This window comes from Chryseobacterium takakiae (genome assembly GCF_900129385.1).
GTDB classification, from domain to species: Bacteria; Bacteroidota; Bacteroidia; order Flavobacteriales; family Weeksellaceae; genus Chryseobacterium; species Chryseobacterium takakiae.
Map to the genome: position 1 here is coordinate 19,906 of NZ_FQVO01000006.1, position 26,778 is coordinate 46,683.

Below are 26,778 nucleotides of genomic sequence, written 5' to 3' on the forward strand. Positions count from 1 at the left end.
GCAATGAGCGGATTGCAATTGGATGATTTTAGAATATAAATTCAGGAAAATGGTTGAAAAATATGCTGATAAAAAGAAATCAACTTCAAATTTTACTTATTCCGAATCTCTTTCTACCAAGGAATCTTTGAGTTTCAGCAGTTCTGCTTTTACAAATTCCAGTCTGTCGATCAGGGTAATGGTTTCTGAAATTTTGCTGTTGGTAGTAAGGGCAATTTTTGCGCCGTCGAGCGTATAGCCTTTTTCTTTAACCAGATGATAAATGATCTGAAGATTTTTAATGTCTTCCGGAGTGAAATATCGGTTGCCTTTTTTGTTTTTTTTAGGCTTAATGATAGGAAATTCCTGTTCCCAATATCTTATTAATGAAGTGTTTACATCAAATGCTTTCGCAACTTCTCCTATGGAATAATACAGCTTATCTGGTAAATTTATCTTCATTTTTAGAATCCTAATTTTCAAAGATAAAAAATTTTTAAATTTCATCAGCAAAACCCTCCCTGAAAAGTTCGGTCATAGGTAAAAAATCATTCTTGGTTTGCATTTTTCAATTTCAATCCATTGAAAAAATAAATATTAATTAAAATCTTGATTAATGTCCACAAATGAGAAAATAAACTTTTGAATCTGATGGTACAAATCGTAAATTGTACCCTTAAAATTTAATGTTGTATGAAAAATATTCTACGGTTTGCTCCGGTTGGTTTGGTTTTAGTAGTACTCAACTGCAAATCAGTTAATACCAATACTATGTTTTATGAAGACGTACAGCCGAAAAAAATTTCGGATCAGTTTACTTTTACAGAAGGACCTTCTTCGGATAAAGAGGGAAATGTTTATTTTACCGATCAGCCCAACGATAAGATTTATTACTGGGATTGGAAAACCAACCAGATAGTTGAGTTTTTAAATAATACGGGAAGAGCCAATGGTACTCATTTCGACAAAGATGATAATCTCATTACCTGCTCTGATAATAAAGGAGAGATCTGGAAAATTTCAAAAGACAAAAAAGTTGAAGTCTTGCTGACAAATGTGGAAGGTAAAAGACTGAATGGCCCTAATGATGTATGGAATGATAAATTCGGTGGAATGTACTTTACAGATCCTTTATATGAAAGAGATTATTGGGTAGATTTTAAAAAGGAAACCCCTCACAAAAGCCTGTATTATAGAAGCAAAGATGGTGTAGTGACAAAAATTGAAACCTTTACGCAGCCGAACGGAATCGTGGGAAGTGAAAAATTCAGAAAATTATATGTATCAGATATTGATGCCGGAAAAACGTATGTTTATGATATGCTGGGGGAAGGAAAATTATCTGAAAAGAAACTTTTCTGTGAGATGGGTTCTGATGGTATGACAATAGATAAACACGGAAATCTTTATTTAACCGGAAATGGGGTTCATGTTTTTAATCATGAAGGAAAAAAGATTTACCATATTCCTATTGATGAAGACTGGACAGGAAATGTGACTTTTGGAGGTAAAGATAATAATGTATTATTTATAACGGCTTCCAAATCAGTTTACATTCTTCCTACAAAAGTAAAGGGTGTAGAATAGAAATTAGTGTTTAATGTATGTTCAATAAATACTGAACCTTGTCATTTTTGACAAGGTTTTTTTATTTTAAATTTTATTATGAAAAGCAACATCATATGAATATATAGATTTAACCAATTTATATGCATAGCATAGCAAAAAAAAGATTAATTGTATATCAATAAATGGTGATAATATTTTTCATAATACAGAATTATTAAAAAAAAATTAAATCCTTTATTATAATTTAAATAAATTATTAAAGTAGTTGATTGAATAATTGATAATTAAATTGATGTAAATTTAAATTTTATTCAATACATTTACTCGAAATTGATTTAAAAAGACTGAATGATGAAAAAAAATTATGTTGCGGTTGCATTTTTGATATGCGCCGTAAGTTTATTAAAAGCACAAGAGAAAGACTCGGTGTCAACAACCAAAATTGATGAACTTGTTATGGTGGGCACAAGAGCCGCGCCGCGGTCAAGTGTCACTACGCCTCTTCCGATTGATAATATTGATGCATCTATTATTAAGTCGTCCGGATATACTCCGTTGGGGCAGACTCTACAATACAGAATTCCTTCCTTTAATTCTACAAGTGCTGCAGTGCAGGATGCAACTTCATTGCTTGACCCATTTGAAATAAGAAATATGGGATCTTCCAGAACGCTTGTTCTTGTCAACGGAAAAAGAAAAAATCAATCTTCTTTAATTTTTACACAAAATACAATTGGAAAAGGCGAGACAGGAACCGATCTTTCCGCTATACCCAGTATTGCGATAAAAAAAATAGAAATTCTTCGTGATGGAGCTTCTGCACAATATGGTTCTGATGCAATTGCAGGGGTTATCAATATTATCTTAAAGGATAAAATAGACTTTACTGAAGCCAACGCGAACTTCGGATTGTTTTCCAAAGGCGACGGATTTTCTCAAAACTTTAATATCATTACCGGAACAACATTTAAAAACGGAGGATTTGTGACTTTTTCATCTAATATTCAAAATAATGACTATGCCTACAGAAATGGAAATGTAAATGCTTATTGGGAAGCACAAACTTTCGGTGCCAATCAAAATGTAGTGGAATCATACCTTGCGAAATACCCAGACGCACAGAACAAAAATGCCTATCCTAAAAAAAGCAATATAAGCTTTTTAGTAAATTCTTCCGTTGTTTTATCTGAGCATTCCAGTTTGTACGCTAATGCTTCACTTGCGGTAAAAAAAGTGAATAGTTTTGCTAATCACAGAACTCCTTATTGGGTGAATCCTAATAATGTAATTAATTCACCGGATGGATTTACTCCGACTTTTATTGGTGATCTTACCGATTATGGAGCAACACTCGGGTATAAAAATAAAACTGAAAACGACTGGAATATAGATATGAGTGCTACATTTGGGGGCAATAAGATTTTATATACAGTTGGAAATACTTTTAATTCCTCTTTGGGAGCATCCAGTCCTATCAATTTTAAACCTGGTGGTTTTAGATTCAATAATATTGTGGGTAATATAGATGTCACCAAAAGATTTTCAGAAAGTGTTGCATTGGCTTTTGGTACGGAAGCAAGAAGAGAAGAATATGAAATCTATGCCGGGGATCCCGGCTCCTATTTTCAGACGGGAGCTATATCTTTTCCGGGTATTTCTCAGGACAATGCTGGAATATTTTCACGATATAATGTTGGTGTATATGCAGATGCTGCATTTGACATTTCTGAAGCTACTTCGTTTAATGCTACAGCACGCTTTGAAAATTACAGTGATTTTGGAAATGCATTGGTTTGGAAGGTGAGTGCGAAACAAAATATCATAGGAAAAAAACTTATTGCAAGAGCTTCTGCGTCTACAGGATTTAAAGCTCCGTCTCTTCAACAGGTTTATCTCTCAACTATTCAGAATGTTTTTTCAAACGGAAATATTGTATCGGAAGGACTTTTTAATAATGTAGGAAAAGAGGCTAAAGCAGTAGGAATTCCTAGTCTTGATGCCGAAAAATCCCTGAACTTCACTTTTGGACTTGGTATTCAGCCCAATAAAAATTTCTCAATTACTATAGACGGCTATCTTATCAAGCTTTATGATAGAATTTTATTGAGTTCCAGAATGAATGACCAGGCTACTATTTTAAATCCTTTATCAGCAATTGGAATTTCCAACGTTACAGCAGCAAGCTTTTTTATTAATGGAGTAGATACCAATACTTTAGGTGTAGACCTTGTTGCCAATTACAGAAATATCAATATAGCAGCGGGAAAACTTGCTCTCAATCTGGCGATGAATATCAATCATTCTGAAATCACAGAGAATTCAAGCAAATTGGATGGATTAAATCTCGTAGCTCCTTTCAATAGAACAGAAGAAGCGCTTGCTACAACATCAAGACCTTCTTTAAAAGCAGTATTTGGAATTGATTATGCCATTCAGAAATGGAACTTTTCACTGAATAACACGCTGTTTGGAAAAGCTAAGTATGCGAATAGCGGAATGCCGGGAGCCAATTTGGCTTGGAATGATCCTGCTGCATCTTCGCAGTCATATCTGGAATTTAGTCCCAGAGTAACATCAGATCTTCTAATCAACTATAATATTAATGATAAAAACACAATCAATTTGAGCGTTATGAATATCTTTAATGTTATTCCTAAATGGAAATTGGTAAATCTGCCTTCCGGTACTTCTTATGATGAAATTTATAATGCAGTCACCTTTAATGGAAGATATCAGCAATCAAGCTATGACGCGCAGCATTTCAGCATCTTTGGGACACAATTTATGCTGGGATATAATATAAAATTTTAATAATGCCCTAAATAGTGTTTATATAATGGTGGTGTAGAGTTGCTTTCTGCTGAAAGCAACTCTTTTAATAAGCTACTTCCATTTTCACTTTTTTACCTTTCAGTTTTTCATTGGTTAGCTTTCGTAAAACAGAATTTACTTTGTTTCTGGAAACTGCAACATAGGAAGCAGTATCTTTTACTTCAATCAATCCGACATCTTCTTTTTGCAGTTCGCCTTTTTTCAGAAGATATCCCACAATATCCACTTTGTTTACTTTATCTTTTTTCCCGACACTGATGTAAATAGTCTGAAAAGGTGTTTTTTCGGGAACTTTCTCAAATCCGGCAACATTCTCTATTGGCGTATCATTTTTAATAAAAGGAAAATTTTCTTCTTCTGTCATAATCATATAAGCGAAACCTTTGGCGTTCATTCTTGCAGTACGGCCATTCCGGTGAATGAAAGCATCTTCCTTCGGAGGTAACTGATAATGTACAATCGATTCAACTTCAGGAACATCTAAACCTCTTGCCGCCAGATCGGTAGTAATTAAAATTCTTGCCGAATCATTTCTGAATTTCAAAAGTGCCCGTTCTCTTTCATCCTGCTCCATGCCTCCGTGGAAAGTTTCCCTGTCGATACCTTTTTGGCGCAGAAGTTCGGAGATTCTATCCACAGCATCACGGTGATTGCAGAAAATCAGGGTTCTCTTATTTCCGATCTTGCATATTAAATTAAATAAAGTGTCCAGCTTTTCTTCCGATGTGGTTGTCACTTTTTTTAATTGAATATCGGGTTTTACATCATTTAATTTTAAAAAGTTGATGACCTTTTCGTCTTTAAGTCCGGTGAATGCCGGGATATCCTCCATCGCCGTTGCAGACGTTAATATTCTTTGAGATAGACCTTTTAACGAATTACAGATAAATTCCATATCTTCATGAAAACCTAATTCCAAAGCTTTGTCAAATTCATCTAAAACCAATGTCTGAATTGTTTTCGGATCGAAATTATTGTTTCTTAAATGGTAAACAACCCTTCCCGGAGTTCCTATCAGCACTGCCGGAGCTTCAATAAGGTTGTTGACTTCAATTTTTTTATCATGCCCGCCATAACAAACCGAAACTTTAAAATCTGTTCCCATTGATTTGAAAACCTGTTCGATTTGTAAAGCCAGTTCTCTTGCCGGGACCAAAATCAAAGCCTGAATTCCCGTAACGTTTTTCTTTAAATTTCTCAGCAAAGGAAATAAAAAAGCAAGTGTTTTTCCTGAGCCGGTAGGGGATAGTAAAACAATGTCCTGGCTTTTCTCCGCCGCTTTATAGACAGATTTCTGCATCTGATTCATATCCTGAATCTGCAGTTTTTGGTAAATAGAATGTAGTTCCATGGCTGCAAAGGTAGTGAATCATGTTTGAAAAGTTTTGGAATGGCAGTGGTTTAGCATATATGAGTTTGCAATATTGCTTATGGATGATCATTAATTGATAAGTTCTCAAACCCTCCAGCTCTCAAATCCTCGAAATCTCGAACTCTCAAACCCTCTAACTCTCAAACTATATTTTCAGGAGCTTATTCCGGCTTTCCGCACTCGCTATTTCATGAGTTTCGGCGCGGCAGCGAAGCTGCCGCGCCGAAACTCATGAAATGAGCTCAGACAATTGCTGCAATCCGGGCTAAGTATTCAGGAATCGTTACAAGAGTTGTTATTGTGCTCAGTTTTTCTTTATTAAGCTTTATTAATAGTATCGGAAATTCAGCTTTAAAATATATTGATCGTGTTGATGTAATGAAAAAGACTGCCATTTCAAAGGTGGCTGAGGCTCCCGAAGCCACATGATACAGAACCTAGCCTTGATAGAAACGGTTACCCCGCAGCATGAGCAGGGGAACAAAAGGCTCCGGACCGGAGTGCGCCGGAGCGAGGAGTAAGAGTGGATAGCAAGAGTAAGCTCCTTAAAATATTTTGAAAATGAGAGGGTTATGATTATTGTGGGATTGATTGCAACAATTGTTTATTTCAAATAAATATTGTACCTTTGCACCCACTTTTGTGACTAAAGGTTTGAAAAGTAAATAACTAAAAATTAATTACTTCCGTATTTTTCAATTCACATTTATTCAAACCGTTGAAAGAGAAGGAATACAAATTTTATTAGAATTATGTCAAAAGAGACAAATTCAGCAGAATTAATATTAAACCAAAACGTAGCACCTGAACAATTTGACTGGGATTCTTTCGAGTCCGGTCTTGATGCTGATGCTAGAAAAGAGAAAAGCGATCTTGAAGAAATCTACAACGGATCTTTAAACAACCTGGACGATAATGACGTATTGGTTGGTAAAGTTGTTAGATTAACTGACAAAGAGGCTATCGTAGACATCAACTTCAAATCTGAAGGTGTTATTTCTCTTAACGAATTCCGTTACAACCAAGGCCTTAAAGTAGGGGACGAGGTAGAAGTAATGGTAGACAGAAGAGAAGACAAAACCGGTCAATTACAGTTATCTCACAGAAAAGCAAGAACGCTTAAAGCTTGGGATAAAGTAAACGAACTTCACGAAACAGGTGAAATCGTAAACGGTTTTGTAAAATCAAGAACGAAAGGGGGTATGATCGTAGACGTACACGGAATCGAAGCATTCTTACCTGGTTCTCAAATTGATGTTAAGCCAATCAAAGATTACGATCAGTTCGTAGGTAAAACAATGGAGTTCAAAGTTGTGAAAATCAACCCTGAGTTCAAAAACGTTGTAGTATCTCACAAAGCATTGATCGAAGCAGATATCGAAGGTCAGAAAAAAGAAATCATCGCTCAGCTTGAAAAAGGTCAGGTTCTTGAAGGAACTGTTAAGAACATTACTTCTTACGGGGTATTCATTGACCTAGGCGGTGTAGACGGATTAATCCACATTACAGACCTTTCTTGGTCTAGAGTGAACCATCCGTCTGAAATCCTTGAAGACGGACAAACTGTGAAAGTGGTTATCCTTGACTTTGATGATGAGAAAACAAGAATCCAGTTAGGTATGAAGCAATTGGAAGCTCATCCTTGGGATGCTCTTTCTGCTGACCTTAAAGTTGGAGACAGAGTAAAAGGAAAAGTAGTGGTTCTTGCTGACTATGGTGCATTCGTAGAAATCGCTCCTGGTGTAGAAGGATTAATCCACGTTTCTGAAATGTCTTGGTCTACTCACTTAAGATCTGCAGGTGACTTCGTAAAAGTTGGTGATGAAGTAGAAGCAGAAGTATTAACTTTGGACAGAGACGAAAGAAAAATTTCTTTGGGTATCAAGCAATTAAGCAAAGATCCTTGGGAAAATATCGAAGCTAAATATCCGGTAGGATCCAAGCATGTAGGAACAGTAAGAAACTTCACTAACTTCGGTGTATTCGTAGAATTAGAAGAAGGTATTGACGGTTTGATCTACATTTCTGATCTTTCTTGGACTAAGAAAATCAAACACCCGTCTGAATTCTGTGCAGTTGGTGATAAACTAGATGTTGTAGTTCTTGAACTTGACATCCAGGCTAGAAGATTATCTCTAGGTCACAAACAATTGACGGAGAATCCTTGGGATGCATTTGAAACGAAGTATGCTGAAGGAACAATCCACGCTGGTAAAGCGGTAGAAGTTCACGATAAAGGAGCTTCTGTACAGTTTGAAGATGCTGAAGTTGAGGCTTTCTGCCCATCAAGATTATTAGAGAAGGAAGACGGATCTAAAATCAAGAAAGGAGAAGAAGCTGATTTCAAAGTAATCGAGTTCAATAAAGAATTTAAGAGAGTAGTAGTTTCTCACACAGGTATCTTCAGAGATGAAGAGAAAAAGAATGCCAGAGAAGCTTCTAACAACAGATCTAATACTACTTCATCTTCAAACAATGAAGAGAGATCAACTCTTGGAGATATCGATGCATTAGCAGAATTAAAAAGAAAAATGGAAGAAGGTAAATAATCTTCACATATTTTTGAAATAGGCCACTCGTTTGAGTGGCTTTTTTGTTTTAATATCATTTTATGAATAATTTTAATTTCAATAAATAAATTAAAGTAATTTATAAATATATTAATTTATATAATTCTAATTTCTAGAATCATATTTTGTTGATTTATTTAATATTTTATTGTTTTTATTGTATTTTATTTTTATTTTAGTTCCTTTATTTGATATTATGAAAAAAAATAATTTACAATTGCTATTTGCTTTTTACGCATTTTTACCCTCATTTTTTTTGGGGCAGGATAATGAAGTATTAATAAAAGAGTATATTTCTCAAAATAAAATCAGGGAGTATAAAAAATCTGATCTTATAAATTTTATCATTGATAATGTTGACAATTCAAAGTCAATGAATGGAGAAATTGTGAAATTTCAGCAGATGTATAATGGATATCCGGTTTATAATGCTGAAGGAACGGTACTCATCAGAGACCATAAAATTATTTATTATTCAGATACTTTTGTGAAAGACTACCATTCAGCAGTATCAGGCAATTCTGCAATAACGAAAGCTGCAGCGTTGCAAAAAATTTCTGAATACCTTCAACAACCGAAAATACAATCTTATCCAATATTAGAATTTAAAGATCCTGAACCTGAAAATGGTAAAATGGTAAAGCAAAGATTAATCTATGTTTATGACAATGGAATTTTAAAGTTAGCTTATCATTTTTCTTTTCCGGAACCGGATACCTCACATTATTGGGATATTCTTATTGACGCTGATAATGGAAATATCATCAGCAAAACAGATCTTAATCTTTCATGCAGTTTTCGTCATGACGCATATTCTCATGATGAAGATCATTCTCAGCATCATTTTATCGGTCCGGTATTCGAACGTTCTGACAATAGTTTCTCACTCTTAGTTCCGGATAACGCAAGTTATAACATTTTTCCTTTACCTATTGAAGCTCCTACCTTCGGTTCCAGATCTATTGTGAATAATCCCTGGATTCTGTCAGCTTCCCCTGAAGGATGGCATTATGACGGAAATACAAGATATACCATTACAAGAGGGAATAATGTCTATGCTTATGATGATAATGCCAACCAAAATTTAGCCGGATATTCTCCGGATGGTGGTACAACCAGAAACTTTAATTATTATTTTGGTATTAATGATGATCCTTTTACCAATCAAAGTGCTTCTATTACCAATTTATTTTACACGAATAATATAATTCATGATATTTTCTATACGTTTGGATTCACTCCTTCAGCAAGGAATTTTCAAAATACGAATTTTGGATTAGGAGGTATCGGTAACGATTATGTACAGGCTGAAGCCCAAGATGGAGGAGGAACCAATAATGCAAACTTCGCAAGTCCGGCTGATGGAAGCAGGCCAAGAATGCAGATGTATCTTTGGTCCACTGTAAACAGGATCTTTTTCTATAATGCTCCAGGTACTGCTGTAAACCGACAGCCTGTAGTCGGAACGGCGCAATTTGGAAATCCTTTAGATGCTGTAGGAGTTACCGGTAACGTGCAGTTATCATCTGTGTTAAACGGTTGTACAGCAATCCCGGCAGGGTCACTTACCGGAAAAATAGGCTTGATAGAAAGGGGAACCTGCGGTTTTACCGTAAAAGTAAAGAATGCACAGAATGCCGGAGCATCTGCTGTGATTATTTATAATAGTTTAGCTAATGGCAATACGGTTACAGATATGTCGGGAACTGATGCAACAATAACAATTCCTTCTGTTTTAGTCTCGAATACTGAAGGAGAGTACATTAAAGACCTGCTCTCTGTTAATACCGCTGTGAACGTAACTTTAAAAAAAGATGCTACGACTCGTGATGGAAGTTTTGATAATGGAATTATCGTTCATGAATATGGACACGGTATTTCAAACAGATTAACGGGGACAGGTTCCGGCTGTTTAAATTCGACTGTAAGCAAAGAGCAAATGGGAGAAGGCTGGTCTGATTTTTTTGCATTAATGCTAACCAATAAACCGGGCGACAATGCATCAATACCACGAGGAATCGGAACCTATGCAATAGTGCAGCCCACTTCAGGAGGAGGAATCAGACCGGCAAAATATTCACCGGATTTTGCAATCAATGACTATACTTATGGTGATACAAACGGCATGGAATTCACCAATTCAAGTGGGCAAATAGTTCCGAATGTACATTCAATCGGATTCATTTGGGCTTCAGTACTTTGGGATCTTCACTGGCAATATGTGGCAAAGTATGGCTACTCATCAGATGTTACAGCCAATACAACCAATGGAAGCTCAAGAATACTTCAGTTGGTAACAGATGCTTTGAAACTTCAGGTTTGTAATCCTACATTTATAGATGGAAGAAATGCAATTCTTAATGCCGAACTTGCTACCACACAAGGAGCGGACCGTTGTATGATCTGGCGGACTTTTGCAAAAAGAGGGCTCGGAGTTAATGCATCAGCAGGATCTAAAACGGATATATATGATCAGATAGAAGATTTTACTACGCCGGCAGATTGTATTTTAGCAACAGGTGAGGTTAATACTGCCAATAATACAATTACAGTTTATCCTAATCCCGCTAGAAATGAGTTTTTCATTAATTTTCCGGACAACGTTTTAGGAAAAGTAAATGTTGAGATTTATGATATGTCCGGAAAACTGATTTTATCTGAAAATAAAATTTCTCCTGATATGAAAAAATCAATTTCTACCGATAAGCTGACAAACGGAACTTATCTGGTAAAAGTAAAAGGAATAGGTATTGATAAAACATCAAAACTAATAGTAAAAAAATAAGTCAAACAACAATAAAATTCTCCGGCGCAAGCGTAGCTTGCGCCGGAATCTTTATCTATATGCATCACCTCAAATTATTTCATTTATTAGCCGTACCTTTGCAGGCTTTTAAAAATGAATCATGCAGAAGAAAAATGTATTGAAAGGAGTTTTGTTTGTAGGAATCGGAGCAAGCATTTACGGAATGCTCGCAACATTTGTAAAACTCGCATATCAGGATGGTTATACAACTTCAGAGGTTACAACATCGCAGTTTGTTTTAGGCTTGATCGGGCTATTGATATTGAATTTTATCCAGACCATTACTTCAAAAAAATCACTTTCGTCACCCAATTCCGCAGAAGTAAGAAACTTACTGTTGGCGGGTACATCTTTAGGCTGTACAAGTCTGTTTTATTATATTGCCGTTCAATATATTAATGTTTCAGTTGCGATTGTTTTGCTGATGCAGTCGGTATGGTTCAGTGTTATTGTTGAGAGTTTTATAACCAAAAAAATACCGCAGATACGAAAAATCATATCCGTAATTATTGTACTGGCAGGAACAGTATTGGCGACAGATTTGGTTAATACACAAATTGAACTGGATTTAAAGGGAGTTTTTTGGGGATTGATGGCAGCAGCCTCATACACGCTTACCATGTTCACTTCGAACAAACTGGCCACCCATCTTCCGGTTCTCAGAAAAAGTATCATCATGCTTGCGGGAGGTGGTGTGGTAATCTTTTTGTTCCTGATTTTTGCACAAATCGGACCGTTATATATTGATGGCTTAAAAAATTTCTATCTGAATTTTACGGAAAATACGGAGCATATCCATGCTTTTAGATATTCAATTCTTTGGAAATACGGTTTTATTCTAGCATTATTCGGCACGATTGTTCCACCGATTTTATTTAATATTGGATTTCCTAATGCGGGACTGGGATTGGGAAGTATTGTATCGTCCCTGGAGTTGCCTGTTTCAGTAACAATGGCTTTTGTTTTGTTGGGCGAAAAAGTAAACGCAATACAATGGGTTGGGATCGCATTGATTCTTTTTGCGATTGTTTTGATGAATCTTCCTTCTAAAAAAGAACCTGCTGTGGTATAAAGTTTGAACAATTCATGAATTTAAATAATGTTTTCTTTTAAAGCAGTCTTTAAATGGAATAATAAATATACCGTTATGCAACATCTTAAAAATATTCTTGCTATTATAATTCTGGTTTTTTTTTCGGGGACTTTGTTTTCACAAATAAAACCTTTGGATGCCGAACTCACCAATTATGAGTATCCTTTTCAGGTAAATTTTCTGGATATCGAATCTCAGAATAACGATCTTAAAATGGCGTACATGGATCTACAACCTAAAAAATCGAATGGGAAAACAATCCTGCTTCTCCACGGTAAAAACTTTAATGGAGCCTATTGGGAAAAAACGGCAAAGGACCTTTCTGATAAGGGTTTCAGGGTAATTATTCCGGATCAGATCGGATTTGGAAAATCATCCAAGCCACAGCATTACCAATTCTCTTTTTCACAGCTTGCCGACAATACGAAAGCAATTTTAGATCAACTTAATATAGATAAGACTATCGTTTTAGGACATTCCATGGGTGGAATGGTAGCTACAAGATTTACTCTTCTTTATCCTGACATAGTGGAAAAATTAATTCTCGAAAATCCAATAGGGTTGGAAGATTATAAAACATTTGCATCATACCAGACAGTAGATCAGGCTTACCAGTCGGAATTAAAGAATACGGCCGAATCTTACAAGAATTATCAGATGAAATTCTATTACGACAACAAATGGAAGCCTGAATATCAGCCCTGGCTGGACTTAATTGCAGGCTGGACATTACATCCTGATTATCCCAAAGTAGCGTGGGATGCTGCTTTGACCTCAGATATGATTTACAATCAACCTGTTTGCTATGAATTTAAGAATATTAACGTTCCAACACTTTTAATTATCGGAACAAGAGACCGTACCGCTATAGGAAAGGATAGAGCACCAAAGGAACTGCAGGCAAAAATGGGACAATATCAGTTGTTGGAAAAAAAAACGCAACAGGAAATTAAAGGCTCAAAATTGGTTGAACTGGAAAACGTAGGCCATCTTCCGCATATTGAAGTCTATGATCAATTTTGGAATGCATTGTATGATTTTATCAGATAATTAAAAATAATTCCGGCTGCCAGTTTCTGGCAGCCGGAATTATTTATTTCAAATTACTTCAAATCAGGAAATAAGTTCCATTATTCGTAAAGCTACTTTCAGCGCTTCCGTTCCGTCTTCAATGGGAACTTCCACATTCTTATTTTCAATAATAGAATCCGCAAAAGAATTCAATTCATCAAGAATTGCATTATTCGGTTGAATATCAGGATATTCAAATAAAATCTGATTTTTTTCTCCCTCTGCATTTTCAATAATCATATCAAAAGGAGTAGGATTTTCCGGTGCATCTTTCATTCGGATGACTTCTGCTTTTTTCTCTAGGAAATCTACGGAAATATAAGCATCTTTCTGGAAAAAACGGCTCTTTCTCATGGCCTTCATGGAAATCCTCGAAGTGGTAAGGTTGGCAACACAGCCATTTTCAAATTCAATTCTTGCATTGGTAATATCCGGAGTTTTACTCACCACACATACACCGCTTGCATGAATGTTTTTTACTTTTGATTTCACAATGCTTAACAGGATATCAAGATCGTGTATCATTAGATCCAGTACCACCGAAACATCCGTTCCGCGCGGATTAAATTCCGCAAGTCTGTGGATTTCAATGAACATCGGGTTTTTGATGTATTCTTTTGTGGCAATGAAAGCAGGATTATACCTTTCAACGTGGCCCACCTGCGCTTTGATTCCTTTTTCCCGGCACTTTCTTAAAAGCTCTTCAGCCTGCTCAAGCGTTTGGGTTACCGGTTTTTCTATGAAAAAATGAAGGCCTCTTTCAATGGCTTGCAAAGCATAATCATAATGATAAATGGTTGGTGTCACAATATCCAGCACATCGATTTTATCCAGCAATTCATCAAAATTTTCAAAATAAGGATATCCGAATTCGGCTTCCAGCTTTTTTCCATTCTCAGCATCTTTATCATGAAAACCTACAAATTCATATTTATCCGACTGATTCAGAAGCTTTAAATGAATCTTTCCTAAATGTCCGGCGCCTACCAAACCTGCTTTTAACATACGTTTATTAAATTTTTGTAAATATAAGAATTTTAGAGAACGGTAGGCAGATGATCATTTTTAGGTTGACAAATACTGAATGTTTTTTTACTTTTGTAAAAATAAAACCTGGAATATAAACTAAATTTAAATGGCGCAAGACTCGTTCGTACACAAAGGTAAAAGAAAGATTTTGGTGGATTATCTCAGGAACAGGATCGGAATATCAGATGAAAATGTACTTTCCGCAATGAATGAAGTCCCAAGACATCTTTTTATAGAAAGTATTTTTGAAGATTTTGCCTATGAAGACAGAGCTTTTCCCATTCTTGCCCATCAGACGATTTCTCATCCTTCTACTGTGGCGGAACAGTCTGAGCTTTTACAGGTAAAAGAAGGTGAAAAAGTACTGGAAATCGGCACAGGTTGTGGTTATCAGACGGCCGTTTTACTGGCTATGAAAGCCTTGGTTTTCACCGTTGAAAGACAAAAAGACCTTTTTGATTTTTCTAAAAAGAAATTTCGTGAAATGGGTCTTTATCCTAAATTTCAAAGTTTCGGCGACGGTTTTGCGGGACTTCCTACTTTTGCACCTTTTGATAAAATTATTGTGACCTGCGGGGCTTCTGTTTTACCTACTGAATTGCTGAAGCAGCTTAAAGTTGGTGGTAAAATGGTGATTCCTTTAGGTCCTACAGATGAGCAGGTTTTATATAGGTTTACCAAAATTTCACCAACCGAATTTGAGAAAGAAGAGTTCGGTGCTTATAAATTTGTCCCAATGCTGGGCAATACGAATTTATAGTTTTTGCAATATAAATTTAACGTAAAAATGGTCCGTCCCATTATTAATTTAATGAGACTTTTCTCTGGTGGTTTGCTTTTTGATGAAATATCAGCATCTAAAAAAATCAATGCATTACAATGAAAGTATTTATCAATAAACAGATTCCGGAGATAGGAATCCATATGTTAAAGGATGCGGGTCTTGAAATTTTTATTCCTGATCATGACAATTTAACAAGAGAAGAATGGTTAGGATATTGCCAGAGTCACGACATGATTTTAAGTGTCGGATCTGAATTTAAATTTGATATAGATTTCTTTAATGAATGCCCGGATTTAAAAGCCATTGCTTTATATTCTGTTGGCTTTGATCATGTTGATATTCAGGAGGCCAATCGCAGGAAAATCCCCGTAGGAAATACGCCTGATGTGTTAAGTAAGGCCACTTCAGATATTGCATTTCTCCTTATGCAGTCGGTGGCGAGAAGAGCCAGCTATAATTTTGAAAAAGTAAAGTCCGGAAACTGGGGAGATTTTGATCCGCTTCACGCACTTGGACAGGAGCTCTATGGAAAGACACTGGGGATTTTCGGATTGGGAAGAATCGGTTATGAAATGGCTAAAAAATCAAAGGCTGCTTTTGATATGGAGATCATTTATCACAATCGAAATCGTAATGAAGAAGCTGAAAATGAACTGAACGCAAGATATGTTCCCTTCGAAGAACTGATCTCGCAATCGGATGTACTGAGTATTCATGCGAATTTTAAGCCTGAACAGGCAGAACTGTTCAATGCATCTGTTTTTGAAAAAATGAAGGACAATGCTATTTTTATCAATACTGCAAGAGGAGGATTTCACAATCAAAAAGATCTTTATGATGCGCTTACGGAACATAAAATTTGGGGAGCCGGACTTGATGTAACCAATCCGGAGCCTATATACAAAGATGACCCGATTTTGGAACTTTCAAATGTTTGTGTTCTCCCACATATCGGTTCGGCAACAGCTGAAGCAAGAAACGGAATGGCAAAAATAGCGGCAGAAAATCTTATTGCCGTTTCAAAAGGTGAAAAAATGCCTGCTTCGGCCAATCCTGAAATTTATTCAGAAAAATAGAAAAGTAATTGATTTTATTCTTAAATTTAATCTGTCAAATATTAATATAGGTTTTACGATAAACCTGTTTTAAACTTTTACAATTTTAATAGTAAGGATTTAGGAATTAAAGCCTTATATAATTTTAATATTTAAATTGCAGTTTCAGGCGTAGTTCAAAAGAGAATTACAGCTATTAAATCAAACCACCTGTTTTAGACTTGGAATTATTTTTGTTTATGTTATAATAACACTAAATACAATATTATGATACCAGAAAACAGCGAACAGGAACAGGAAAGAAGATTGGAACAGAGAGATTACCAACCTAGTGAAGATATATTTAATCAGGAAGAACATATCCCTTTAGATGGTGATGGAAAACCCATATTTAATGAAAATACTAACGATGATACGTTAGACAAAGGACTGGATATTCCCGGAGTTGATGATCAGGCCGGAACCGATGATATCGGGGAGGATGAAGAAAACAGCTACTGGGGATATAGTGATAACGAAGACGATCACGAAGAACAAAACGACGACTTGATACGCTAACCTTGCCTTAACCGGTAAGGTTTTTTATTTCCTGAATGTAAGAAATAATTAATTTTTTAATTAAAAAAACTAAATGATTGAAAGAAAGTTATTTAAATGTTAAGCATGTTTATTTAACATAAATAATAATTAATGTTGAAGCAATTGAATTTTTTAATTATTAAATTTATCATTGAATAGTGATTAATTATAATTAAATTATGCTAAAATATTTACAAATCTTGTTCATTTCTATGAGCGTATTTACATTTTCACAGGTTCCCGTGAATGTAAAGGTAAAAGATAGCGCCGGAAATGAAAGTTTTAATGTTACCTGTAATAATAATCTGGACACAAACGGATGCATTGCCTTAAGTGTTGAATATCCTGTACTAAGACAGACAGCCAGCTATCAGGTTAGCCAGGAGACATACAGTCCTGTGATTCCTATGAATCAGGGAACATCGCTTAATGCAAACTATGATGATGTTTTTGCAGTAAAACTGGATCTGCCTTTTAAATTTTGCTTCTACAATCAATATTTTCAATCCATTGTAGTGGGATCGAACGGAATGGTAACATTTGACCTGACTCAGCTTGGAAATATCAATTATCCAAATGTACAGTGGACAAACCCAAGCGAGAATCTCCCTAAAAATTCAATTTTCGGAGCCTATCATGATATGGTTTTTTCTACAGGAGATGCATCGGAAATTTATTATTCTACCGTTGGTACCGCTCCTTACAGAAAATTTATTGTTAATTTTTTTGAAGGCCGCGTTTCCGGGTGTACCGACAGATCTTCATCACAAATTGTTTTGCATGAGACAACGAATATCATCGAAGTTTTTGTTGAAAAAAAACTTACCCCATGTCCTACCAGAAAATTTGAAAATGCTTTGATCGGTGTTCTCAACAGCGACGGAACGCAGGGCATATCTCCTGCAAACCGGAATACAGGCGTTTGGCAGGCTCTCCAGGAAGGATGGAAATTCAGTCCGCTGGGAAATGTGATAGAACCTCAGGTTACATGGACAAATGCTGCAGGCCAGAATGTCGGTACAGGAGTACAGACAACGGTTTGTCCCACCCAAAACGATACCTTTACCGCCAATGTAAAATTTAACATCTGCGGAAACAGTGATCTTATATTAACTGATGACTTTCCGGTAACGTTTGATTCTACTTATCCTATAGCAAAAAATTATACCCAGAATTTTTGTGGAAATACTGCTGTAAACATTACATTAAGCAGCTTTCAGGGAAATGTCACCACGCAGAATCCTGCAAATTTTCAGTTCAGCTTTCATACCAGTCAGCAGGATGCACAGAACAATGTGAATCCTCTGCCCAATAACTATACGCTTACGGGCAATACGGTTTTGTACGTCAGAATTCAAAACCCCGTTATACCTTCCTGTTTCAGGATTGCAGTGCTTACGTTAAATATTATTTCTAAAAGCTTACTTAAAAATACAATTGAAATTTGTGACACCAATAATGACGGAGTAGAATCCAATTATGATGTAACCTCTTTCAATACGGAACTTTTCCCGGCCGGAACCACCGGAATTTCATATCATCCGTCACAATCAGATGCCCAGAACAATACCAATGCATTAACAACAGTAAATATCACAGCTTCTACCAATCTATGGGTAAGGCTACAGGAAGGCAATTGTACGTATATTTTAGGACCTGTTAATTTTCAGTTCAGACCCGGTGTAAACTTGAATAACCCTGTAAATTTTACTTATACGGTCTGTGATATCAATGCCGATAATCAGGAACCATTTAATTATTCAACGGTTATCGGACCGCTTATTACAACCCAAACCGGAGTTGTATTTGAAGCGTATAATACCTATAATGAAGCATTTAACGGAACGGGAACAGTTTTGAATACCATTAAAAGCGGGATTTATACCATCTATGTACGAGTGGAAATTCCAAACGGATGTTTTGCTGTGGCTACCGTAAATATGAATGTAACGTTCACTACAATTGTTGCTGATGAAAAGAAAACATACATCTGTTTTAACGGTACGGACGATATTGCCGTAAATCTGAATACACTTTCAGCCGGAATGCTGGTCTCTCCACCTTCGGTTCCCGTGACAGAATTTTATACCACAGCAGCAAATGCCAATGCGGGAATTAATCCGATAAGTCCCAACCAGACAATTACGACGGACGGAAACCTCGTAACACAGACTTATTTTGTTCGTTTTGAAAATTCTGATGATTGTTATACGGTGCGGCCTCTGGTGGTAAATCTCGTACATCCGGTAATTGTGCAGTCTGCATTTACGGTATGTGATTTCAATAATGATAATTCGGAAAATGTACAGCTCTCCCAGTTTTCTCAGGCAATTATAGGAAATCAGAATGCAACAACTATCTTTTATCAGACTTCTGCCAATGCCATAGCAGGAACCAATCCGATTACCAATATTACCCTCACCGGAACCCAGCAGGTTTTTGTAAAAATAATATCCTATAATTGCGAACAGATTTACCCGGTAAATCTAAGTCTGGCTGCAACACCTACAGTAAATCCTGAAGTTACTTTAACACTTAATACCATTTGCGATAATAACAATGACGGCAGCGAAAATTATAATCTTACCCAGGCACAGCCTCAGATTTATTCAGGATCCAACGTAAGTTTTACATACTATCTGAATTATAACCCTGCAACTAATGTATTGTCCAATCAGATTGCAAATCCTGCACAGTTTCCTGTTTCCGCGGGAAATGCAACGGTATATGTAAAAGTAAAATTCAATAACAGTGAATGCTTCTCTGTATCTAAACTCAATATTCAGATCACTTTTTTACCGCCGGTTGTTTTAACTCCTGCCGTTCTGGAAAAATGTGACGAAGAATTTAATCTGAATGAAACGTTCATGCTCAGTGATGCAGTTTCCCAATTATTTGTTGCTTCACAGAATACCTATCCATTGTCATCAATGACAATCAGCTATTACAATACTGCAGCTGAGGCCAACGCAGGAAATTCAGCCAATCAGATCGGGCCAACGGTTACAACAACTGTTTCTTCCGTTCAGCTGTGGGCAAGATTTCAGTCGCAGACTACCGGATGTTATTCGGTGGCGCCTATTCAGCTTAAAACCTATTTTCCGCCAAAAGCCATTAATTCAACGATAACAGTCTGTGATGAAAATTTAGACGGAAGTTATGAAGTCAATCTGCTGAATTTTACAAATCTGATGGTCGATATCCCGAATTCTGCCAATTCATTCTTCTTTTATCTTACCCAGCAGGATGCGGAAAACGGAACGAATGCGATCGCTAATCCTGCTAATTTTACAGCCAATCCTTTTCCTGCGCAGATTTGGGTGAAAGTTCAGAATATTCCTGGCTGTGATGATATTGCAGCTGTAAATTTCACATTCGGAAATAAACTGGTTTTACAGAATCCCGGACCTTTCCAGATTGCGGTCTGCGATACGGGAAATAATGGAACGGAAACCATTGATTTAACGCAGTTTCAAAACCAGATCTATACAGGAGCAAATGTTACTTTCACATATTACCCTTCTCTGGCAGATCTTAATGCGGGAACCAATGCAATTACATCACCTTCAGCCTTTGATTACACTCAGGGCCCGGGTTCCAATACCGTGTATGTAAAAGTAAGTGTTCCCGGCTCTTGCCCGAATGTTGTACAGATTAATCTTTCACTGAAACCGACTCCGGTGTTTGATATTCCTACGCTTTATTTCTGTCCGGAAGGTTCTTTGGATTATACGGTGAATATTGAAGGCTATACCATTATTAGTTATGTCTGGACCAATCCGGCAGGACAAATTATCTCAACAACAGATACGATTACCGGAGTTACAGTTGTCGGAAACTATACGCTTACCGTCACCGCCGAAAACGGATGTACATTCACCGATACATTTGAAGTCAAGTATTTTGATGTTCCTGTAATAGAAAAACTGGAATTCAACGGAAATACAGCCGTAGTGTATGCTACAGGTCTGCAGACGATCCTTTATTCTATCGACGGAGTAACATGGCAGTCCGGAAATACATTCTACAATCTGCCAACGGGAATTACCACTTTCTATGTAAAATATGTAAACAGCGACTGCATTGTGAAGCAGCAGGGTGTAGTTCTGGATATTAAAAATGCCATTACGCCAAACGGAGACGGTATCAATGATGAATGGATTGTTAAAAATCTACATGTTTTCGGAGACAGAAGATCTACCGTGAAGATTTTTGACCGTTATCAGATGCTGATTTTTGAGCAAAGCTCCAATACCCAGTTTTTCTGGGACGGAACAATCAAAGGGCGGGCAATCCCAACCTCAAGCTATTGGTATGTTATCACTCTTCCTGACGGAAGAACTTTCACCGGCTGGATTCTGGTAAAGAATAATAATTAAACCTTAATCAGATAATTGAAACCTCATTGAATCTTCAGTGAGGTTTTTTTATTTTTGAAAGTTACATTCGTTATTCCCTTAAAGAATTTCCCTATGTGGAAGTATTTTAATGGACAGAATTCCCCTTCCTTGGAAATCTCGTTCCTCGATTTCCAGAGGAGGGGAATTAGCCACTCATCAAATTTTCACGCATTAGTTGCAGGAATTTTTGAATTTGAATATCTTTAAAACTTTGAATTTTCAATCAACTGTAAATATTAAACATAGAACTTTAAACTGTAATATGACTTTCCAGGAACAGATACAGCAGGGCATTCCCGCCACATTGCCAAAGCCGAAACCATACGAAACTACTATCAACCATGCTCCCAAGCGTAAAGAGATTTTAGGGGAAGAAGAGAAAAAACTTGCCCTGAAGAATGCTTTGCGGTACTTTGAGCCTCAGTTTCATGCAGAATTACTGCCTGAATTCAGGGAAGAGCTTGAAAAATACGGAAGAATTTATATGTACCGTTTCCGCCCGGATTACGAGATGAAGGCAAGGCCGATTTCAGAATATCCCGGAAAATCCGAGCAGGCGAAAGCGATCATGCTGATGATTCAGAACAACCTGGATTACGCGGTCGCACAGCATCCGCATGAGCTGATTACTTACGGCGGAAACGGAGCGGTTTTCTCCAACTGGGCGCAGTATCTTTTAACAATGAAGTACCTCTCTGAAATGACGGATGAGCAGACTCTGGTCATGTATTCCGGGCACCCGATGGGACTGTTTCCTTCGCACAAAGATGCACCGAGAGTGGTCGTAACCAACGGAATGATGATCCCGAATTACTCCAAACCGGATGACTGGGAAAAGTTTAATGCATTGGGCGTAACGCAGTACGGACAAATGACGGCGGGAAGCTATATGTACATCGGGCCGCAGGGAATTGTTCACGGGACAACGATCACAGTACTCAACGCATTCAGAAAAATAAATAAAGAACCAAAAGGCGGACTGTTCGTTACCTCAGGATTGGGCGGAATGAGCGGTGCGCAGCCGAAAGCAGGAAATATCGCGGGCTGTGTTACGGTTTGTGCGGAAGTCAATCCCAAGATCACCAAAATCCGCCACGACCAGAAATGGGTGAACGAAATCCATGAAAACCTGAATGAACTGGTGGAAAGGGTAAGAAAAGCCCAGGAAAGCAAAGAAACCGTTTCCCTGGCTTACCTCGGAAATATTGTTGAGGTTTGGGAAAAATTTGATCAGGAAAATTTAAGAATCGATATCGGTTCAGATCAGACGTCGCTTCACAATCCGTGGGCGGGAGGCTATTATCCGGTTGGGCAGAGCTTTGAAGAGTCCAATAAAATGATGGCGGAAAACCCTGAACTATTTAAAGAAAAAGTACATGAAACGTTAAGACGACACGCAGATGCGATCAACAGACATACCGCTAAAGGAACCTATTTCTTCGATTATGGAAACGCCTTTCTTTTGGAAGCTTCCAGAGCCGGAGCCGATGTCATGGCGGAAAATCCTACGCTCGGAAGAGAATTTAAATTCCCTTCTTATGTTCAGGATATTATGGGACCAATGTGTTTCGATTACGGATTCGGGCCGTTCCGTTGGGTGTGTACCAGCGGAAAACCGGAAGACCTGCAGAAAACTGATGATATCGCCTGTGCGGTGCTAGAAGAAATCCAGCAGAATTCTCCGGAAGAGATCCAGCAGCAGATGAAAGACAATATCCAGTGGATCAAAGGCGCGCAGGAAAACAAGCTGGTCGTGGGATCACAGGCCAGAATTCTGTATGCTGATGCCGAAGGAAGAATGAAAATCGCCGAAGCATTCAACAAGGCCATCCGAAACGGGGAGATCGGGCCGGTGGTATTGGGAAGAGACCATCACGATGTTTCGGGAACGGATTCTCCGTACCGCGAGACTTCCAATATTTATGACGGTTCCAGATTTACAGCAGATATGGCGATCCACAATGTGATCGGTGACAGTTTCCGTGGGGCAACCTGGGTTTCCATTCACAATGGCGGCGGCGTAGGATGGGGCGAAGTGATCAACGGCGGTTTCGGAATGCTGCTTGACGGAAGCGAGGATGCCGACCGAAGATTAAAATCCATGCTGTTCTGGGATGTCAACAACGGAATTTCCCGAAGAAGCTGGGCCCGAAATGAAGGCGCTGTTTTCGCCATCAAAAGAGCCATGGAAGCAGAACCGAAACTGAAAGTAACGCTCCCGAATTTTGTGGATGAGAATCTTTTTTAATTTGATAATTTGAAAATGAGCTAATTTGAAAATATTTTTAATTATTCCGTCATTGCGGGGAGGGAACGACGAAGCAATCTGTTGAATTCGTCAAACTATTTGAAAGGATTGCTTCGCTTTGCTCGCAATGACGGAAACCTAACGTAGAGCAGTGGTACTTATTGCATGAAAATATATACAATTAACAAAACAAAAGCTTCGTACCAGCTGTTTGATGACCATGAAATTTTGGTAGGCGAAATTGTTTTCGATTATATTCTGAGAAGAAATATAAAGATCAAAACAGACCATCAGCTATTTACCTTAAAACGCTCCGGTTTCGCAGGGAATACCTGGAAGTTTTTGGACGAAAAAGGAAAATTAGCGGTGATGATTGATTCTTCAAACAGGATGTTCTATTACGGTCACCCTTACACTGACATTTATGCCATTAAAATAAAAGGCAGGTGGAACAGTGCTACCTATTTGCTAAATCATCGGGACGACAGCCTGCTGATGTCCATGCAATACCGAAATCTGTTTTTTACCCGGAAATATCACTTGGAGGTTGAAGACCATTTCCCGCATGCTTTGGTGATGCTCGCTTTTTTATGTTATAATATAGAAATAATAGAAAATTAGTACTCAATAAACGAGACGTCATTGCGAGGAGGGAACGACGAAGCAATCTGTTGAATTCGTCAAACTATTTGAAAGGATTGCTTCGCTTTGCTCGCAGTGACGGACAATAAGAAAACCTGCTGTACGGCAGGTTTTTGTTTCACAATGAAAGATGTTTGTAACATATTTGAATCTTTTTATATACAGTAATAAATTACAAATCGTTAATTTCATTTTCAACATTAGAATCAGAGTTATCATCTTCTTCCTCTGCAAAAACTTTACTGATTTCATCTAACATTTCTTCTATTTTAGTCTTTTCTTCATCTTCAATTCCTTCAAAGGACACATCATCTATTTCTTTATTTTCAATTAGTTGTTTAACCATTTCAACATAGCTAAAATCTGTTAGAATTGTACCAGTGTGAATTTGTGCTTTGATATCATCATCCTCGTCTTTTGTAAATACTAATCTCATGACTCGTTATATTTTTTTAAGTTATATTTTTTTACACGTTTTTTAATTGATGATTTTCCTCCATCAGTAATTTCAGCAATGTAATCGACAACACTTTTATTTCCAATTTTACCTTCAAGTTCACATGATTTTATAACAATCTTATTGTCAATATTTCTACAGAGAATTATATTTTGAGCATCGGCAAGCATCGGAATAGTCGCATTATGGGACACCAAAATCACTTGCTTTTTTGCTTTAATTTTTTTAATAGCACTTACAAGCCCTTTGTTAATGTAATTTGTTGCAAGATTATCTTCTGGTTGATCAATTATTATTGGCGATATATCTTCTTCATACCCAAGTATTAAATCTAAAATTACAGAGGTTTTCCAACCAGGACTTAAAGAATCAAAATCTTTACCTCCATCTGTTATGATTTTATAATTTTTTTTATTTAAGTTTTCAAAATCTGAGTAGATTTTCTTTTCAAAATCTTCGTAACCATGAACTTTCGGCTGTTGCTTTTTATGATTATCCTCAAATAATATATTTGGCGTAATGTTCTCAAATCTATCAATTTTGTTTTTCAAATAATGATTAACAATCTCTATAAATTTTTCTTTATCAAGCTTAAAACCATTTTCTATATGAAGTTTATGACCCATAGATTCAATAACTTCAGAGTCGAAATTCAAATTATAATTAGAAATTTTAGAAAGCGTGAGATTAAATTTCTTATTAGCATTTACATAGATTTTCAGTGTTTCAATTAGTTTTTCAAAATTTTGTTTTTTCGTTTGATCTTCAGAATTGTTTTCTTTCAACAAATCATCGAATTCTTTTTTATAATTATCAACAATTTTCCTAGTTGAACTTTCATTTAAAAAATTTTTATACGCTAACTTTAACTCGTCTTTTAATTCTTTTATCAAACTTGAATTATGATTGACAAATGGATATTTTCCTAAGAAATCTTCTATTTCATCTAAATCAGAATTATAAGTATCATATTTTGATTTAGAAAATTCCAATTTAGATTTTTCCAAGTCACTAGGCTGCAATTTTTTAAAAGGATTTGATTTCAGATTGTCTTTAACTATTAACCTTGAAATAACAGGAATATTATTTAAATTTTGAATTTCCTTGTCGATTATTTTTACTTGTTTAACTAATTCAATTACATCTTGTTTAAACTCAGCCAACCCTTTGTTGATTAGTTCTTTCACTTCATCATCTCCCGGAAAAACATTTTTAATTATGTCTATGTCATCTATTTTATTTTCTGATACATTATTAACGACACTCATAATATAATTTTGAGATAAAAAATGAGGTGTCATACCTGAAGGATTTTTTATAATTGCTTTATCAATATCATATTGCTCTAAATATATTGATTGATCAGTTGTAGCACAAATATTCTTATGTATTGAATCTACAAGTAAGGATTTACCGCTTGATGAACTTCCAATCACAACATTTAATCCTGATTTGAATTCTACATCTATTTTAATATTTTCTTTATTAAGCGAAATGCTTTCGATGTTTTCTGACCAAAATTCTGGTTTAGTATCAGAATAGATCAGTCTTGAAGATTCCGATAAAGACAAACGTAACCCATTAAATGTAGGTAATGCTAACATCCAAGTTGGTACATAAGGATTTTGATCTTTACCGTTTGGGTAAAGCGCTGGATTATAATTATCACTACATTTTATTAGATTTACAAATTCATTGATACCAAGTTTTATAAAATATTCTTGTGTTCTTTCTAAACCACGGTTTCCTCTTGCTGTAAAGCCATCAAACTGATTGTAATAAATACTTTTTTCTAAAGTTGTATCAAATTTAACTCCTGCAGGAATAGAAGTATCAAATGTTGCATGTGATTGCCCTCCATGAGGTAATAAAATAAATTCATAATTATCAAATTCATTTATAACTTGCTGAATTGTTGGTATTGAGGGATCTAATTTTTCAACAACCTTTTTAGGATAGAGCTTGTCTAGTTTTTTATTTATCTCATCAAGCACATCCTGAGTAATTTCATCAATATCAAAATAAATATGACAATGATACGCAGGACAATCATCATAATTTTTTATATGTAATTCTACACCAACTATAATATTTACTCCTAAATTTTTAGCTTTCATGTAAGCATTGGTATTGATAGTATTATGATCTGTTAATGAAATAAGAAAATCAGATTCATCAGTAAATTCTTTAATCTTATCTACAAGTGTTTCAACAGAATAGTTTGGATCCAAACTATCAGGATTATCAGAAGTGTGTATATGTATATCTACAAAAATTGGATTCATAGCTATT

The 26,778-nt window shown here is 36.4% G+C and carries 17 protein-coding genes; 12 read left to right on the plus strand and 5 right to left on the minus strand.

Annotated elements, in window-relative coordinates; translation table 11 throughout:
* Window positions 1-96: 96 nt before the first annotated feature.
* A complete protein-coding gene (locus BUA76_RS09115) occupies window positions 97-441 on the minus strand; it encodes a MerR family transcriptional regulator (protein ID WP_072884680.1) in 345 nt (114 codons plus the stop codon).
* Between the two features lie 231 nt (window positions 442-672).
* Between BUA76_RS09115 and BUA76_RS09120 the strand changes: the two genes are divergently transcribed.
* Both BUA76_RS09120 and BUA76_RS19405 read left to right on the plus strand, forming a co-directional pair.
* Complete coding sequence (locus BUA76_RS09120; RefSeq protein WP_072884504.1) at window positions 673-1,566, plus strand: SMP-30/gluconolactonase/LRE family protein; 894 nt, start codon at window positions 673-675, stop codon at window positions 1,564-1,566.
* 330 nt (window positions 1,567-1,896) lie between these two features.
* Window positions 1,897-4,359 carry a TonB-dependent receptor plug domain-containing protein gene (locus BUA76_RS19405; RefSeq protein WP_072884505.1) on the plus strand — a complete coding sequence of 821 codons (2,463 nt, stop codon included), beginning with the start codon at window positions 1,897-1,899 and terminating at the stop codon, window positions 4,357-4,359.
* A 64-nt stretch (window positions 4,360-4,423) separates the two neighbouring features.
* Here BUA76_RS19405 and BUA76_RS09130 read toward each other — a convergent pair whose 3' ends face one another.
* Window positions 4,424-5,731 carry a DEAD/DEAH box helicase gene (locus BUA76_RS09130; RefSeq protein WP_072884506.1) on the minus strand — a complete coding sequence of 436 codons (1,308 nt, stop codon included), beginning with the start codon at window positions 5,729-5,731 and terminating at the stop codon, window positions 4,424-4,426.
* A 773-nt stretch (window positions 5,732-6,504) separates the two neighbouring features.
* Between BUA76_RS09130 and rpsA the strand changes: the two genes are divergently transcribed.
* From rpsA to BUA76_RS09150, 4 genes are all read left to right on the plus strand, one after another.
* The gene (rpsA, locus tag BUA76_RS09135; RefSeq protein ID WP_072884507.1) at window positions 6,505-8,301 is read left to right on the plus strand and encodes a 30S ribosomal protein S1; all 1,797 of its coding nucleotides are present in this window, start codon (window positions 6,505-6,507) and stop codon (window positions 8,299-8,301) included.
* Window positions 8,302-8,518: 217 nt separating this feature from the next.
* On the plus strand, window positions 8,519-11,107 hold the full coding sequence (locus BUA76_RS09140) for a T9SS-dependent M36 family metallopeptidase (protein ID WP_072884681.1): 2,589 nt from the start codon (window positions 8,519-8,521) through the stop codon (window positions 11,105-11,107).
* Between the two features lie 121 nt (window positions 11,108-11,228).
* Window positions 11,229-12,200, plus strand: a complete 972-nt coding sequence (locus BUA76_RS09145) for an EamA family transporter (protein ID WP_072884508.1) — start codon at window positions 11,229-11,231, stop codon at window positions 12,198-12,200.
* Window positions 12,201-12,275: 75 nt separating this feature from the next.
* Window positions 12,276-13,271 (plus strand): alpha/beta fold hydrolase, encoded by a 996-nt coding sequence (locus BUA76_RS09150; RefSeq protein ID WP_072884682.1) that lies wholly within the window; start codon window positions 12,276-12,278, stop codon window positions 13,269-13,271.
* Window positions 13,272-13,334: 63 nt separating this feature from the next.
* Here BUA76_RS09150 and BUA76_RS09155 read toward each other — a convergent pair whose 3' ends face one another.
* Entirely contained in the window at window positions 13,335-14,297 is a 963-nt protein-coding gene (locus BUA76_RS09155) for a Gfo/Idh/MocA family protein (RefSeq protein WP_072884509.1), read from the minus strand.
* Between the two features lie 130 nt (window positions 14,298-14,427).
* Here BUA76_RS09155 and BUA76_RS09160 point away from each other — a divergent pair, with 130 nt between their 5' ends.
* The 6 genes from BUA76_RS09160 to BUA76_RS09185 all read left to right on the plus strand — a co-directional run bounded on the left by BUA76_RS09160 (window position 14,428) and on the right by BUA76_RS09185 (window position 24,008).
* On the plus strand, window positions 14,428-15,081 hold the full coding sequence (locus tag BUA76_RS09160) for a protein-L-isoaspartate(D-aspartate) O-methyltransferase (protein ID WP_072884510.1): 654 nt from the start codon (window positions 14,428-14,430) through the stop codon (window positions 15,079-15,081).
* Between the two features lie 119 nt (window positions 15,082-15,200).
* Window positions 15,201-16,181, plus strand: coding sequence for a 2-hydroxyacid dehydrogenase (locus tag BUA76_RS09165; RefSeq protein ID WP_072884511.1), 981 nt, complete (start codon window positions 15,201-15,203; stop codon window positions 16,179-16,181).
* 246 nt (window positions 16,182-16,427) lie between these two features.
* Window positions 16,428-16,718: a hypothetical protein gene (locus tag BUA76_RS09170; protein ID WP_072884512.1), complete on the plus strand. Its 291-nt coding sequence runs from the start codon at window positions 16,428-16,430 to the stop codon at window positions 16,716-16,718.
* Window positions 16,719-16,951: 233 nt separating this feature from the next.
* Complete coding sequence (locus BUA76_RS09175; RefSeq protein WP_072884513.1) at window positions 16,952-21,118, plus strand: T9SS type B sorting domain-containing protein; 4,167 nt, start codon at window positions 16,952-16,954, stop codon at window positions 21,116-21,118.
* A gap of 283 nt (window positions 21,119-21,401) precedes the next feature.
* Window positions 21,402-23,387 (plus strand): urocanate hydratase, encoded by a 1,986-nt coding sequence (locus tag BUA76_RS09180; RefSeq protein WP_072884514.1) that lies wholly within the window; start codon window positions 21,402-21,404, stop codon window positions 23,385-23,387.
* A 165-nt stretch (window positions 23,388-23,552) separates the two neighbouring features.
* On the plus strand, window positions 23,553-24,008 hold the full coding sequence (locus tag BUA76_RS09185) for a hypothetical protein (RefSeq protein WP_072884515.1): 456 nt from the start codon (window positions 23,553-23,555) through the stop codon (window positions 24,006-24,008).
* Between the two features lie 193 nt (window positions 24,009-24,201).
* Here the strand turns inward: BUA76_RS09185 and BUA76_RS09190 are convergent, their stop codons facing one another.
* Both BUA76_RS09190 and BUA76_RS09195 read right to left on the minus strand, forming a co-directional pair.
* Window positions 24,202-24,465, minus strand: coding sequence for a hypothetical protein (locus BUA76_RS09190; protein WP_072884516.1), 264 nt, complete (start codon window positions 24,463-24,465; stop codon window positions 24,202-24,204).
* A complete protein-coding gene (locus BUA76_RS09195) occupies window positions 24,462-26,771 on the minus strand; it encodes a PHP domain-containing protein (RefSeq protein WP_072884517.1) in 2,310 nt (769 codons plus the stop codon). Before BUA76_RS09195 ends, BUA76_RS09190 begins: the two co-directional genes overlap by 4 nt.
* Window positions 26,772-26,778: the final 7 nt, after the last annotated feature.